This is a genomic window from Streptomyces sp. Ru62, from assembly GCF_002920615.1.
Lineage (GTDB): Bacteria > Actinomycetota > Actinomycetes > Streptomycetales > Streptomycetaceae > Streptomyces.
Window position 1 is genome coordinate 137,830 of sequence record NZ_PQSU01000004.1, and the last position, 12,584, is coordinate 150,413.

Here is a 12,584-nt window from a genome sequence, read left to right on the forward strand (position 1 = left end):
GTCGCCCCTCTGCGCGGTGCGCCCGTGTCACCCGCTCTGCTCGACGGCCTCGAAGATGTCGGCGTCGGTCTCCCGCTGCCACTCGGGAAGGTCGCCCCAGCCGGCGACGTACCGGGGCTTCGGGTCATCGAAGTGCAGGTACATCTGAGCCGTCCAGCACACCGCGACGAACTGCCCCTTCTGTTCGCGGCTCAGGCGAGCGGAGCGCCCCGCGCTGACGCGGACGAGTTCCCGGACCTGGCCGCACACGGCAGTGGCCGCCGCCCGCTCCCACTCGGGCGTCTCCTCCCGAGGCGTCACACAGATTGAGCACACCCGCTGTCGTGCCAGCCGGATCACCATCCGCCGACTCACCGAAGACCGTGTCCGAATCGGCGTCTCGGACTCCTGCCGAGATTCGTCCGACATGAGGCAGCCGTACGCGGAGTCCGGCTAGGAGCCGAAGGTTCCGGTCGGAAGGACGACGCCTCGGCCGGGTCCTCCCCGAAGAAACACACGGCCGCAACTCGCCTTACGTAATCGAGGCGCATGGTTGATCGTTGGGCCGTGCATCGGTGACGGACGTCAGGGGGCACGATGACGATCAGGCGTAGGGATCTGCTGGCCGCGGGGGTGGGCGCCGGGACGCTCACGGCCTGTGGGGGCAACACCGGGCGGGGCGGCGGTGGTTCGGGGCCGGAGTTGGCGCAGTGGTACCACCAGTACGGGGAGCCCGGCACCGAGCGGGCCGTGCAGCGGTACGCCGCCGGCTTCAAGAAGGCGCGCGTGTCGGTGCAGTGGCGGCCGGGGAACTACGACCAGCAGACCGCCGCCGCGCTGCTCACCGACTCCGGCCCCGATGTCTTCGAGGTCAACGGGCCCACCCTCGACCAGATCCGCGGTGGGCAGGTGCTCGACCTCACCGAGCTGGTGGCGGAGGTGAAGGACGACTTCAATCCGGCCGTGCTCGCGCCGAAGACCCACGACGGCAGGGTCTACGGCATTCCGCAGGTCATCGACATGCAGATGCTCTACTACCGCAAGAGCCTGCTGAGCCACGCCGGTGTCGAGCCGCCCACCACCCTCGACGCCCTGGTGGAGGCCGCGCACCGGCTCACCAGCGGCAAGGTGAAAGGGCTCTTCCTCGGGAACGACGGGGGAGCGGGCGTGCTCGGGGGGACGCCCCTGTACGCGGCCGGATTCCAGCTCGTCGGCGACGACGGCCGGGTCGGCTTCGACGATCCCGCCGCCGCCCGCACCCTGGGCAAACTGCACCGGCTGTACGCCGACAAGTCCCTGCTCCTCGGCGCGCCCAGCGACTGGTCGGACCCGTCCGCCTTCGTACAGGGGCTGACCGCGATGCAGTGGACCGGGCTGTGGGCGCTGCCGCAGGTCCGCAAGGAGCTCGGTGACGACTTCGGGGTGCTGCCCTTCCCGCGCGACGGGAGTCAGGGGCGGCCTTCCGTGCCCGTCGGGGCGTACGGCGCCGCCGTCAGCGCCCGCAGCCGGCACAAGGTGCTCGCCAAGCAGTACGTGAAGTGGCTCTGGGTCGAACGCACCGACCTCCAGGAGGACTTCGCCCTGTCGTACGGGTTCCACATCCCCGCCCGGACCTCCCTCGCCGAGAAGGCCACCGCGCTCAAGGACGGTCCCGCCGCCGACGCCGTCCGCTTCACCACCGAGCACGGCTACGCCCAGCCGCTGCTGTGGACCCCGGCGAGCCAGACCGCCTACCAGGACGCGCTCAGCCGGATCATCAAGGACGGGGCCGCTCCGGAACGGGAACTGCGGGCCGTCGTACGGAAGGTGTCGGCCGAACTCGACCGTGTGAAGAAGACGTCGTGAGGCGGCGCGGGGCGCTCTGGTTCTGGGTGTTCGTCGGGCCGTTCGCGCTGGGGCTCGCGCTGTTCACGTACGTCCCGCTGCTGTGGAGCGTGGCGCTCAGCTTCTTCGACGCGCACAACACGGTCACGCCCACGCACTTCGTCGGACTGGACAACTACACGGCCATGCTGCGGGACCGGGCCTTCGTGGACAGTCTGAAGACCTTCGTCGTCTTCACCGCCTTCATCGTGCCCGTCACCTACGTGTTCTCCCTGTCCCTCGCCCTCATGGTCAACCGCCTCAGGGCCGCCCGGGCCTTCTTCCGGTCCGTGTTCTTCCTGCCGGCCGCGTGCAGTTACGTCGTGGCCGCACTCGTCTGGAAGATGTCCCTCTTCAACGGGGTCCGGTTCGGGCTGGCCAACAGCGTGCTGGGGTGGTTCGGCGGCGATCCCGTCGCCTGGCTGTCCACCACCGATCCGCCCTGGTACTGGCTGGTGATCGTCACCGTACGGCTGTGGCTCCAGGCCGGGTTCTACATGATCCTGTTCCTCGCCGGGCTCCAGCGGATCGACCCGGCGCTGTACGAGGCGGCGGCCGTGGACGGGGCCCGGCCCGGCTGGACGGTGCTGCGGCACATCACCCTGCCCCAGCTGCGGGCCACCTCGGTCGCGGTGGTGCTGCTGCTCGTCGTGGGCGCCTTCCAGGCCTTCGACGAGTTCTACAACCTGCTGTCCGACGCCCGGGGCTATCCGCCGTACGCCCGGCCGCCGTTGGTCTACCTCTACTACACCGCCCTCGGACAGGGGCAGAACCTCGGGCTCGGCAGCGCGGGCGCGGTGATCCTCGCGCTGGTCATCGCCGTCGTCACGGTGGGACAGGCGCGCTGGCTCCGGCTGGGGGGGACGGACGCCGATGGATGACGCCCTGGTGCGGGCCGGGCGGGCGCTGCGGCTGGTGCTGCTGATCGCGCTCGCCCTGCTCTTCCTGATCCCCTTCTACCTGCTCGTGCGCAACGGGCTGGCCAGTGAGAAGGACATCACCTCCCCCGAGTGGACCTTCTTCCCCCGCGAGGTGCGGTGGGGGAACGTCGGCGAACTGTTCGGTGATCCGTCCGTGCCCTTCGCCCGGTCCCTGCTCAACTCCGCGCTGATCGCCGTCGCCACCACCCTCGGCACCCTGTTCCTCGCCTCCCTCGCGGGCTACGGCCTCGCCCGCATCCCCTACCGCCACGCGAACAAGGTCTTCTACGCCATCCTGGGCACCCTGCTGGTCCCGGCGGCCGTCACCTTCGTGCCCAGCTTCGTGCTGGTGTCGTCGCTGGGCTGGGTCTCCACGCTGCGCGGACTGATCGTGCCGACCCTGTTCCCGGCCTTCGCCTGCTTCGTCTTCCGGCAGTACTTCCTCGGCTTCCCCCGTGAGCTGGAGGACGCGGCGCAGGTGGACGGGCTCGGGTACTGGCGGACGTACTGGCTCGTCGTCGTACCCAACGCCCGTCCGGTGTTCGCGGCCGTGGGGACCATCGTGTTCCTCGGCGCGTGGAACTCCTTCCTGTGGCCGCTGGTGATCGGGCAGGACCAGAGCGCCTGGACGGTGCAGGTGGCCCTGTCCTCGTTCACCACCGCCCAGGTCGTACGGCTGCACGAGCTGTTCGTCGCGGCGGCCGTGTCCATCCTGCCGTTGCTCCTGGTGTTCCTGTGCTTCCAGCGGTGGATCGTGGCCGGGGTGGAGCGGTCCGGGATCGACTGACGGGAGCGGGGCTCAGGCCGTGGAGCCGCCGTCGACCACCAGGCCTCGGTCTCCCCGTCCCGGACGACATGTCCGTGGCGGTGGGACCGGGGCGCCGTCGGCGATGTGGCGATCTCGGCCTGGAGGGCGAGGAGGACACCGGTGACGTTGATGTCGAGCATCCGGCCACTCCTCCTCGGCCAGGTCGCCCACCGCCCGCCCCCGGCCCTCCAGTACCCCGGCGTTGTTCACGGCCACGTCCAGCGAGCCGAACCGGTCCACGGCGGTGTCCACCAGGGCCCGCAGGTCGTCGGCGCGGGAGACGTCGGCGGTGACGGCGAGGCCCTTGCCGCCCCCCGGCCTCGATCAGCGCCACGGTCTCGTCCAGCGGTCCCGGCGCCGGCCGGCGACGACGACCCGGGCGCCCTCCCGGGCCAGGGCGAGGGCCACCCCGCGGCCGATGCCGGATCCGGCGCCGGTGACGAGGGCGGTCCGGCCGGAGAAGCGGTGCGTCATGGTGAGGTTCCCTTTTCCTGACCGATCGGTTCAGTTTGAGGGGGAAGGGGCCTGCTCCGCCGCGTCCCGGACCCTGGCCGGGTCAGGACCGCGCCGCCAGAACAGCTCCAGGGCTGACTGGAGCGCCGCGTCGGGGTGAGCGGGGAAGGGGCGCGCCCGTGGAGGCGCCCGCGCGCCCTGCGCCCCCCGGTGGCAGCATGGAAGACCATGCGTGCCGCGTACATCCAGGAGCTCGGTCCCCCGGACGTCATCCGGTACGGCGAGCTGCCCGCGCCCCGCCCCGGCCCGACCGACGTCCTGGTGGACGTGCTCGCCACCGCAGTGGACCCGGTGGACGCCTACGTCCGGTCGGGGGTGTTCCGTACGGCCGTGGACTTCCCGTTCGTCATCGGCCGTGACCTGGTGGGCACCGTCGCCGGGACGGGACCCGGCGTGACCGGTTTCCGGGCCGGCGACCGCGTGTGGTGCAACAGCCTCGGGCACGAGGGACGGCAGGGCGCGGCCGCCGAGCAGGCGGTGGTGGCGGCCGACCGGCTCTACCCCTTGCCCGACGGTGTCGACCCGGACCTCGCCGTGGCCGCGCTGCACCCGGCCGCCACCGCGTACCTCGCCCTGTTCGTCCACGGCCGCCTGCGCCTCGGCGAGACCGTGCTGGTCGCGGGTGCCGCGGGTAACGTGGGCAGCGCCCTGATGGCGTTCGCGGCGCGGGCGGGGGCCCGGGTCCTCGCCACGGCCGGCGCACGGGACGCCGGGTACTGCGCCGGGGCGGGCGCGGCCGAGGTGTTCGACTACCGCGACCCGGAGCTGACCGGGAAGATCCGCCGGGCGGCGCCGGCCGGTGTCGACGTGTACGTGGACACGGCGGGCGTGAACGATCTGGAGACCTCGGTCGGTCTGCTCGCCCGCCGCGGCCGGGTGGTGCTGCTCGCCGGTGCCGGCACCCGGCCCGTGCTGCCCGCCGGACCGCTGTACATGAACGACTGCTCCGTCGTGGGCTTCGTCATCTCGCACGCGACGACCGTCGAACTCGCCGCCGCCGCGACCGCCGTCAACGACCTGCTGGGGCAGGGCCTGCTGCGCCCCCGGAGCGTCGAGGTGCTCCCGCTGGGCGCCGCCGCCGAGGCGCACGCGCGGATGGAGAGCGGGGAGCTGCGGGGCCGCCGGGTCGTGCTGCGCACGGACCTGACCTGAGCCGAGGCCCGCGGCCCGGTCCGCACCCCGCCCCTCCCTACAGCGCCCGCACCTCGTACGCGCTCACCCGCACCGAATCGTCGTCCAGGCACTCACCGGTGACCAGGTCGAAGCGCTGCTTCAGCAGCGGGGACGCCACGAAGGGGCGGCCCTGGTGGGTGCCGGTCAGGCCGCGGGACAGGACGGCCGCGCCGGTGAAGGGGTCGCGGTTGTCGACGGCGTACAGCCGGTCCGCGCGGTCGCGGAAGAGGGCCACCTGGCGGCCGTCCGGCAGCAGGGCCGCCACTCCGCGGCCCGGGACCAGCAGGCTCAGGTCGCAGACCGTGAACCAGCCGTCCGCGAGCTGGAGCTGGACCTTCAGGTCGGTCGTCTCAACTGCCAGGGTCATCGCTGGGCGCTTCCTTCCAGGACGTCGTCGGCGGGCCGCAGGCCGATGTTCAGCAGCGGCAGGTCGGGCTTGATCTGGTCGCGCTCGGGGACGAAGGAGACCACCGGGTCCGGGGTGTCCGGGGCGTTCACGAAGGACACGAACCGGGCCAGCTTCTCGGGGTCGTTGACCGTCTCCGCCCACTCGTCGCGGTAGTGCGCGACGTGCGCCCGCATCAGCTGCTCCAGCTCGTCGCAGATGCCGAGCGAGTCGTGCACCACCACGTCCCGTACGTGCTCCAGGCCCCCCGGGATGCGCTCCAGCCAGGTGCTGGTGCGCTCCAGACGGTCGGCCGTACGGATGTAGAACATGAGGAACCGGTCGATCAGCCGGACCAGTTCGGCGTCGGACAGGTCCTGGGCCAGCAGGTCGGCGTGGCGCGGGGTGGCGCCGCCGTTGCCGCCGACGTACAGGTTCCAGCCGCCCGAGGTGGCGATCACCCCGAAGTCCTTGGACTGGGCCTCGGCGCACTCGCGGGCGCACCCGGACACCGCAGACTTCAGCTTGTGCGGGGACCTGAGGCCCCGGTAGCGCAGCTCCAGGTCGATCGCCATCCGGACCGAGTCCTGCACGCCGTAGCGGCACCAGGTGGAGCCCACACAGGACTTCACCGTGCGCAGCGACTTGCCGTAGGCGTGGCCGGACTCGAAGCCGGCGTCCACCAGCCGGGCCCAGATCAGCGGCAGCTGTTCGACGCGGGCGCCGAACATGTCGATCCGCTGGCCACCGGTGATCTTCGTGTAGAGGCCGAAGTCCCGGGCGATCTCGCCGATCACGATCAGCTTCTCGGGTGCGATCTCCCCGCCGGGGATGCGCGGCACCACCGAGTACGAGCCGTTCTTCTGGAGGTTGGCGAGGAAGTGGTCGTTGGTGTCCTGGAGCGCGGCCTGCTCGCCGTCCAGGACATAGCCGCTCGCGCCGATCGTCGGGGCGAGGGAGGCGATGATCGAGCCGACGGCCGGCTTGCACACCTCGCAGCCGTCCCCGCCCCGGGCGGCCTCGCGGCCGTGGCGGTCCAGCAGTTCCCGGTACGACGTGATGCGCAGGGCCAGGACGATCTCGTACAGCTCCTCACGGGTCTGGGAGAAGCAGCCGCACAGGCCCTTGTCGACCTCGACACCGGACGCCTCCAGCTCGGCGTCGACCAACTGGCCCAGCACCTTCACGCAACTGCCGCACGTGGTCCCGGCCTTGGTGCACTTCTTCACCTCGGGCACCGTGGTGCACCTGTGCTCGGTGACCGCCTCGCGGATCGTGCCCTTGCGGACGTTGTTGCAGGAGCAGATGATCGCGTCGTCCGGCAGCGCGGCCGGGCCGAGCTGCGCCCCCGAGTCGGCTCCGGCGGGCAGGACGAGTGACTCGGGGGAGACGGGCGGCACCGAGCCGGTGAGCGCGCGCAGGGTGCCGTACGCCTCCGCGTCGCCGACCAGGATGCCGCCGAGCAGTGTGCCGTCCGCGCCGATGACCAGCTTCTTGTACAGGCCGGCGCGGGAGTCGGAGTAGACGACGTCCAGGCAGTTCTCGGTGGTGCCGTGCGCGTCGCCGAAGGAGGCCACGTCCACACCGAGCAGCTTCAGCTTGGTGGACAGGTCGGCACCGGTGAAGGAGGCCTCGTCGGCCGCGATGGTCGCGGCGGCCGTCTCCGCCTGCTCGTAGCCCGGTGCCACCAGGCCGTAGACCCGGCCGTCGGCGGCCAGCGCGCACTCGCCGATCGCGAACACGTGCGGGTCGGAGACGGTCCGGCACTGCTCGTCCACCGTGATGCCGCCGCGCTCGCCGACCGTCAGGCCCGCGTCGCGGGCCAGCTGGTCGCGGGGGCGGACACCGGCGCTGAACACCACCATGTCGGTGGCGAGTTCGGATCCGTCGGACAGCTTCATGCCGGTGACGGCACCGGAGTCGTCCGTCACGATCTCCTGGGTGCCCACACCGGTGTGGACGGTCAGGCCCATGTCCCGGATGGTCCGCAGCAGGGCCGCGCCACCGCCGTCGTCGACCTGCACCGGCATCAGCCGCGGCGCGAACTCCACGATGTGGGCGTCGATCCCGAGCCCCTTGAGCGCGCCGGCGGCCTCCAGACCGAGCAGACCCCCGCCGACCACGGCACCCGTCGTCGCCCGGGTCTTCGCGTACTCCTCGATCGCCAGCACATCCTCGATGGTCCGGTACACGAAGCAGCCCGTGGCGTCCTTGTTAGGCACCGGCGGCACGAACGGGTAGGAGCCGGTGGCCAGCACGAGGACGTCGTAGTCCACGACCAGACCCGAGCGGGCGGTCACGGTGCGCGCCTCGCGGTCGATCGTCTCCGCCGGGTCGCCGAGGTGCAGCTCGATGCCGTGGTCCTTGATGAACTCCATGTCGGTCATGGAGAGGTCCTCGGGCGTCCTGCCGGAGAAGTACGAGGTGAGCTGGACGCGGTCGTAGGCCGGACGCGGCTCCTCGCACAGCACGACCACGCGGTGCGTGGCGGTCAGGCCGCGCTCGGCGAGCGCTTCGAGGAAGCGCTGGCCGACCATGCCGTGGCCGACGAGCACGATCGTGGGGGTGGCCCCCAGGGTGGCGGTCATTCAGGAGCCTCCATCGTTGGTGAGCAGGTGGAGCAGGGGGCCGTCGTCGGGGAGCGGCTCGGCTCCCTCCCAGGCGCGGGCGAGCGCGCCGACGGTGCCGAGTTCGCCGACGAGGACCCCGCCGACCAGGCGGTCGTCGCGGACGACGACCTTGCGGTAGGTGCCGCGGGTGGCGTCGGCGATCCGCACGACGTCGTCGCCCGGGCGGGGCTCGGTCTCGCCGAACGCGGCGAGGTCGAAGGGGGAGTCGGGACCGGTGAGGGTCAGCCGGGTCAGGGAGCGGGTGCCGGTGTAGCGGGCACCGGCGTCGCCTGCCAGCAGCTCGGCGAGCGCGTCGGCCTGTTCCAGGGCCGGGGCGGCCAGGCCGTAGACCGTGCCGTCGTGCTGGGCGCAGTCGCCGATGGCGTGGATGTGCGGGTCGGAGGTGCGCAGCTCGTCGTCTACGAGGACGCCCTTGCGGACGGCGAGGCCGGCCTGCTCGGCGAGACCCGTGCGGGGCCGTACCCCGCAGGCGAGGACCACGAGGTCGGCGTCGAGCGCGTACCCGTCGGCCATCTCCACCGAGCGGACCGCGCCGGCGACGCAGCGCACGTCCCGCACCCGGCACTCGGTGTGCACCTCGACGCCCAGCTCGGTCAGGTGCCGCAGCACCAGCCGGGAGGCGTCCGGGTCGAGCTGGCGCTCCATGAGCCGCTCGGCCTGCTGCGCGAGTACCACCTGGGCGCCGCGGACGGCGAGCGCGCGGGCCGCGGAGACGCCGAGCAGCCCGCCGCCGATGACGACCGCCCGCACCCCGGGCCGCACGGCCTCGGCGAGGCCCAGGCAGTCGTCCATGGTGCGGAACGCGTGGACGCCCTCGGGGAGCTGGTGGTCGGGGCCGAACAGGCCGCGCAGCGGGGGCAGCACCGGGTTGGAGCCGGTGGCCAGCACCAGCGTGTCGTATGCGATCGACGTGCCGTCGGCGCAGGCGAGGGTCCGGGCGGCCCGGTCGATGCCGGTGACCCGGGTGCGCAGCAGGCCGGCGGGCGGCGGGAGGGCGATCACCTCCGGGGCGTACCGGCCGGCCAGTACCTCGGCCAGCAGCACCCGGTTGTACGGCGCGTGTTCCTCCTCGCCGACGAGCAGCGCGGGCGTGCCCAGCTCGCCGAGCCGCCGGGCGAGCCGCACGCCCGCGAGGCCGGCGCCGATCACCACCACACGCGTATTCGAGGTCATGTCCCGAGCGTGCGGCCCCGACGTTACCCGGCAGCATCACGTCTGTTTCCCGGGAGGAACGCTGCCCTCAGCGGACGGCGGTGGGGGGTGTGAGGGGCCCGCGCAAGGGCGGGGAGGGGGTGTGAGGCGGGGCCGCCGGGGACCTGGGGGCCGGCCCGGTGGTCGCGAAGCCGCGGTCAGCTGGTGCGCAGCAGGTCCACCAGGCCGGTGGTGTCCTCCGTGCCGTGGCCGTCGGCCAGGCGGCGGCGCATCAGCTCCAGGAACGGGCTGAGCAGGTCCGGGCTCACGCCCTGCTCCCCGGCCGTGCGCAGCAGCGTGTCCGTGCCCGCCACCTGCATCTCCAGAGTGGAGACCACACCGGTGGTGTAGTCGCCCGACTCCAGCCGTTCGGCCGTCTGGTGTGCCGAGCCGGCCATCGCGTTCAGCCAGGGCACGAGCAGCGCGGCGAAGTCCCCGGGCGCCACGCCGGTCCCGCGCAGCAGCGCGAACGCGTGCGTGACGCCCGCGAACATGCCGTACATCCCGCTCAGCAGCGCCACGTCGTGCAGCGCGGCGAGGCCGGGGTCGGTGCCGACGTACTCGGTGCCGGCCGGGACGGCGAGGGTGTCCCGGTGCTCGTCGAACAGGTCGCGGTGGCCGCTGTAGAGCACGAAGGCACCGGGCGCGCCGATCATCGGCGGTACGGCCATGATCCCGCCGTCCAGGAACCGGGCGCCCCGCTTCTCGGCCCAGGCGGCGCGCTCCCGGGCGTCGGCGGGGGTGCCGGTGGTGAGGTTCACCAGGTCACGGCCGGCCAGCTCGGCGGAGTCCAGGGCGGTGCCCACCGAGGCGTCGTCCAGCAGACAGGCCACGACGAGCCGGTTCGCGGCCACCGCCTCCGCCGCGCTCCCCGCCGCCACCGCGCCCTCGGCGGTCAGCGCGGCCGTCCGTGCGGGCGTGCGGTTCCAGACGGTCAGCGGATGCCCGGCGGCGAGCCAGGCCCGCCCGAGCGCGGTGCCCATCGCACCGGTGCCGAGCAGGGTCAGGGGGGTACGGGGCGCGGAGGAGAGGGAGGTGTCGGTCATGGCGACTACGCTCACCCATGGAACCGCCGCGCAGAAGTACGTACTTGCGAGTGGGTGGTTACCGGTGGGAAAGCGTGCGGGTCGGAAGGGGGAACACCATGCCGGTGGGACGGCGGCCGGGGGCGTACGTCTGCGGTACCGATGCGGCGATGGACATCATCGACGGCAAGTGGAAGGTGTCGATCCTGTGGGCGCTGGGCGAATGCGGCACGTGCCGCTTCGGTGAGCTGCGCCGGCGGCTGCCGGGCGTCACGGAGAAGGTGCTCGCCGCGCAGCTGCGCGAACTGGAGGCCGACGGCGTCGTGCACCGCGAGGAGTACGACGAGGTGCCGCCGCGCGTCGAGTACTCGCTGACCGAGAGCGGTACCCAGCTGAACGAGGCGCTGGAGCCACTGGGCACGTGGGGCAGGAGACACGTCCTGGACGCGGCACCGGCGCCGCGCTGAAGCCGTCAGCGGCTTGCCGTCAGGTGGGCGAACACGACCACGTTGCCCTGGTAGCCGGTGGTCTTCGAGTAACCGCCGCCGCAGGTGATGACACGGAGTTCGGGGCGGGGGGCGGCGCCGTACACCTTGTCGTCGGGGAAGTCGTGCGCCGAGTACACCTCCACCGCGTCCACGGTGAACACGGCCACGGAGCCGTCCCGGCGGTCCACTTCGATGCGGGCGCCCCGCTTGAGCGCGCCGAGGTCGTAGAAGACGGCGGGGCCCTCGGTGTTGTCGACGTGGCCGGCGACGATCGCGGTGCCCGTCTCGCCGGGGGTGGTGCCGGCCTCGTACCAGCCGGCCAGGTTCTTCTCCTTGGCGGGCGGCGCGTCCAGGCTGCCGGAGCGGGTGAGGGCCAGGCCCACGAGGGGCGCGTCCACCCGGATCGCGGGGATGCGGATGCGCAGGGGCGGGGACGGCGCGAGGCCGGGCGCCCCGACCCGCGCACCGCCCGGGTCGGGACGGCCCTCGGCGGCGGACGGCTGCGGTGGGGTGTGCGGGCCGGTGCCGCCGCCCAGCAGCCACACGCCCGAGCCGAGGGCCATGACGGTGACGGCGGCTATGGCGGTGTCGCCGAGCCGGGCGGTCCTGGAGCGCCGGGCGGCCCTGCGGTTCCCGGCGGCCAGGTGGTTCCCGGCCGTGCGGCTTCCGGCCCGGCGGTTCCCGGCGGCCTCGCGCATGCCAATCCCCTCTCCCGGGGGCGGGCCCCCGATATCCCCTTCCCCCTCCGGGCCGCGAGGGGCGTCGGACCCGGAGGGGGCGGGATGTTGCGGTACCGGCGGACGGACAGCGGAGGGTGTCCGTCAGATCCCGTCGCCTCTCGCCCGGCGATGCAGGAGCCAGGTACCGCCCGCGGCGGCGACGGCCAGTGCCGCCACACCCGCCGCGGTCTGTACGGGGTCGGTGCCGAGTCCGCCGCCGACCCCCGTCTTCACGCTTCCTCGCGGCAGCACCTGCTGGTGCACCGCGCTCAACGCCACCACCAGGTCGCCCGCCACCTGCCGGTCGCCCTCGGCGCACCGGGCGACGATCTCGTACGTCCCCGGCTGGGCGCTCGGCGGCACCCGGAACTGTCCGATCGCCTCGCCCTCGTGCGCGGTGGGTGCCAGCATGAACGTTCCGGCACCGACCGCGCCCGCGTCGCCGGTCGCGGCCCCCGTGTCCCCGCACGCGGCGGTGTTCACGGTGACCTGGCCACCGGGTGTCACCGTCGCCGGGTACAGGTCCAGACGGCCGGTCCCGGCCGCGTGGGCGGGTGCCGCGGCGGTCACGGCGAGCGCGGTACCGGCCAGCAGACGGGCAGTGCGTCGCATGGTGCTCCCCAGGGCTTGTCCGACTCGTCCAGGGGTGCGCCCCTGCCCTACCGAGGTAAGTCGCAGTCGCGGGGATCCGCTTCCCGAGGAGGCGCCGGGAATGCGGTGAACGGGTGGCGCGAAAGGCCCCCCACACGGCCTAGCCGGAGCGTGTTCCGGCAGGTCAGGGCCGTGTGAGGGGCCGGGTACGAAGAGCACACGATTGGCCCCCACCCGCCGGCCGCACCCCGTCGCCGTCAGCCGGGGTCAGCCGGGGTCAGCCGGGACGGCCGGCGGCA

11 protein-coding genes and 2 pseudogenes are annotated in these 12,584 nt (G+C 72.9%); 5 read left to right on the forward strand and 8 right to left on the reverse strand.

What is annotated here, in order from left to right; genetic code table 11:
* Positions 1-27 precede the first annotated feature (27 nt).
* Positions 28-300, reverse strand: a pseudogene (locus tag C3492_RS06850) (hypothetical protein); the annotation flags it as partial.
* 276 nt (positions 301-576) lie between these two features.
* Here C3492_RS06850 and C3492_RS06855 point away from each other — a divergent pair.
* The 3 genes from C3492_RS06855 to C3492_RS06865 are packed head-to-tail and all read left to right on the forward strand — an operon-like array spanning position 577 to position 3,549.
* Positions 577-1,824 (forward strand): ABC transporter substrate-binding protein, encoded by a 1,248-nt coding sequence (locus C3492_RS06855; protein WP_103810834.1) that lies wholly within the window; start codon positions 577-579, stop codon positions 1,822-1,824.
* Positions 1,821-2,723 carry a carbohydrate ABC transporter permease gene (locus C3492_RS06860; RefSeq protein WP_103810835.1) on the forward strand — a complete coding sequence of 301 codons (903 nt, stop codon included), beginning with the start codon at positions 1,821-1,823 and terminating at the stop codon, positions 2,721-2,723. Before C3492_RS06855 ends, C3492_RS06860 begins: the two co-directional genes overlap by 4 nt.
* Positions 2,716-3,549, forward strand: coding sequence for a carbohydrate ABC transporter permease (locus C3492_RS06865; RefSeq protein ID WP_103810836.1), 834 nt, complete (start codon positions 2,716-2,718; stop codon positions 3,547-3,549). Before C3492_RS06860 ends, C3492_RS06865 begins: the two co-directional genes overlap by 8 nt.
* Positions 3,550-3,561: 12 nt before the next feature.
* On the opposite strand, the pseudogene C3492_RS06870 reads toward C3492_RS06865, so the two are convergent.
* Positions 3,562-4,044 (reverse strand): annotated as a pseudogene (locus C3492_RS06870) (SDR family NAD(P)-dependent oxidoreductase).
* Between the two features lie 207 nt (positions 4,045-4,251).
* Between C3492_RS06870 and C3492_RS06875 the strand changes: the two are divergent.
* Positions 4,252-5,235, forward strand: a complete 984-nt coding sequence (locus tag C3492_RS06875) for an NADPH:quinone reductase (RefSeq protein WP_103810837.1) — start codon at positions 4,252-4,254, stop codon at positions 5,233-5,235.
* A 37-nt stretch (positions 5,236-5,272) separates the two neighbouring features.
* On the opposite strand, the gene nirD is transcribed toward C3492_RS06875, so the two are convergent.
* The 4 genes from nirD to C3492_RS06895 all read right to left on the reverse strand — a co-directional run bounded on the left by nirD (position 5,273) and on the right by C3492_RS06895 (position 10,508).
* Positions 5,273-5,623, reverse strand: a complete 351-nt coding sequence (gene nirD, locus C3492_RS06880) for a nitrite reductase small subunit NirD (RefSeq protein WP_103810838.1) — start codon at positions 5,621-5,623, stop codon at positions 5,273-5,275.
* A complete protein-coding gene (gene nirB / locus C3492_RS06885) occupies positions 5,620-8,229 on the reverse strand; it encodes a nitrite reductase large subunit NirB (protein WP_103810839.1) in 2,610 nt (869 codons plus the stop codon). Before nirB ends, nirD begins: the two co-directional genes overlap by 4 nt.
* A complete protein-coding gene (locus C3492_RS06890) occupies positions 8,230-9,444 on the reverse strand; it encodes an NAD(P)/FAD-dependent oxidoreductase (RefSeq protein WP_103810840.1) in 1,215 nt (404 codons plus the stop codon).
* Between the two features lie 176 nt (positions 9,445-9,620).
* A complete protein-coding gene (locus C3492_RS06895; RefSeq protein WP_181140233.1) occupies positions 9,621-10,508 on the reverse strand; it encodes an NAD(P)-dependent oxidoreductase in 888 nt (295 codons plus the stop codon).
* Between the two features lie 98 nt (positions 10,509-10,606).
* Here C3492_RS06895 and C3492_RS06900 point away from each other — a divergent pair, with 98 nt between their 5' ends.
* Positions 10,607-10,954 (forward strand): helix-turn-helix domain-containing protein, encoded by a 348-nt coding sequence (locus C3492_RS06900; RefSeq protein WP_103810841.1) that lies wholly within the window; start codon positions 10,607-10,609, stop codon positions 10,952-10,954.
* 5 nt (positions 10,955-10,959) lie between these two features.
* Here the strand turns inward: C3492_RS06900 and C3492_RS06905 are convergent, their stop codons facing one another.
* On the reverse strand, positions 10,960-11,538 hold the full coding sequence (locus C3492_RS06905) for a class F sortase (RefSeq protein ID WP_103811038.1): 579 nt from the start codon (positions 11,536-11,538) through the stop codon (positions 10,960-10,962).
* A 258-nt stretch (positions 11,539-11,796) separates the two neighbouring features.
* Positions 11,797-12,306, reverse strand: coding sequence for a hypothetical protein (locus C3492_RS06910; protein ID WP_103810842.1), 510 nt, complete (start codon positions 12,304-12,306; stop codon positions 11,797-11,799).
* Between the last annotated feature and the right edge of the window lie 278 nt (positions 12,307-12,584).

Bases quoted from the DNA above. Each gene is read 5' to 3' on its own strand.
- C3492_RS06855 (WP_103810834.1), top strand. From the start codon at position 577: ATGACGATCAGGCGTAGGGATCTGCTGGCCGCGGGGGTGGGCGCCGGG.
- C3492_RS06865 (WP_103810836.1), top strand. From the start codon at position 2,716: ATGGATGACGCCCTGGTGCGGGCCGGGCGGGCGCTGCGGCTGGTGCTG.
- C3492_RS06875 (WP_103810837.1), top strand. From the start codon at position 4,252: ATGCGTGCCGCGTACATCCAGGAGCTCGGTCCCCCGGACGTCATCCGG.
- nirD (WP_103810838.1), bottom strand. From the start codon at position 5,623: ATGACCCTGGCAGTTGAGACGACCGACCTGAAGGTCCAGCTCCAGCTC.
- nirB (WP_103810839.1), bottom strand. From the start codon at position 8,229: ATGACCGCCACCCTGGGGGCCACCCCCACGATCGTGCTCGTCGGCCAC.
- C3492_RS06890 (WP_103810840.1), bottom strand. From the start codon at position 9,444: ATGACCTCGAATACGCGTGTGGTGGTGATCGGCGCCGGCCTCGCGGGC.
- C3492_RS06895 (WP_181140233.1), bottom strand. From the start codon at position 10,508: ATGACCGACACCTCCCTCTCCTCCGCGCCCCGTACCCCCCTGACCCTG.
- C3492_RS06900 (WP_103810841.1), top strand. From the start codon at position 10,607: ATGCCGGTGGGACGGCGGCCGGGGGCGTACGTCTGCGGTACCGATGCG.
- C3492_RS06905 (WP_103811038.1), bottom strand. From the start codon at position 11,538: ATGGCCCTCGGCTCGGGCGTGTGGCTGCTGGGCGGCGGCACCGGCCCG.
- C3492_RS06910 (WP_103810842.1), bottom strand. From the start codon at position 12,306: ATGCGACGCACTGCCCGTCTGCTGGCCGGTACCGCGCTCGCCGTGACC.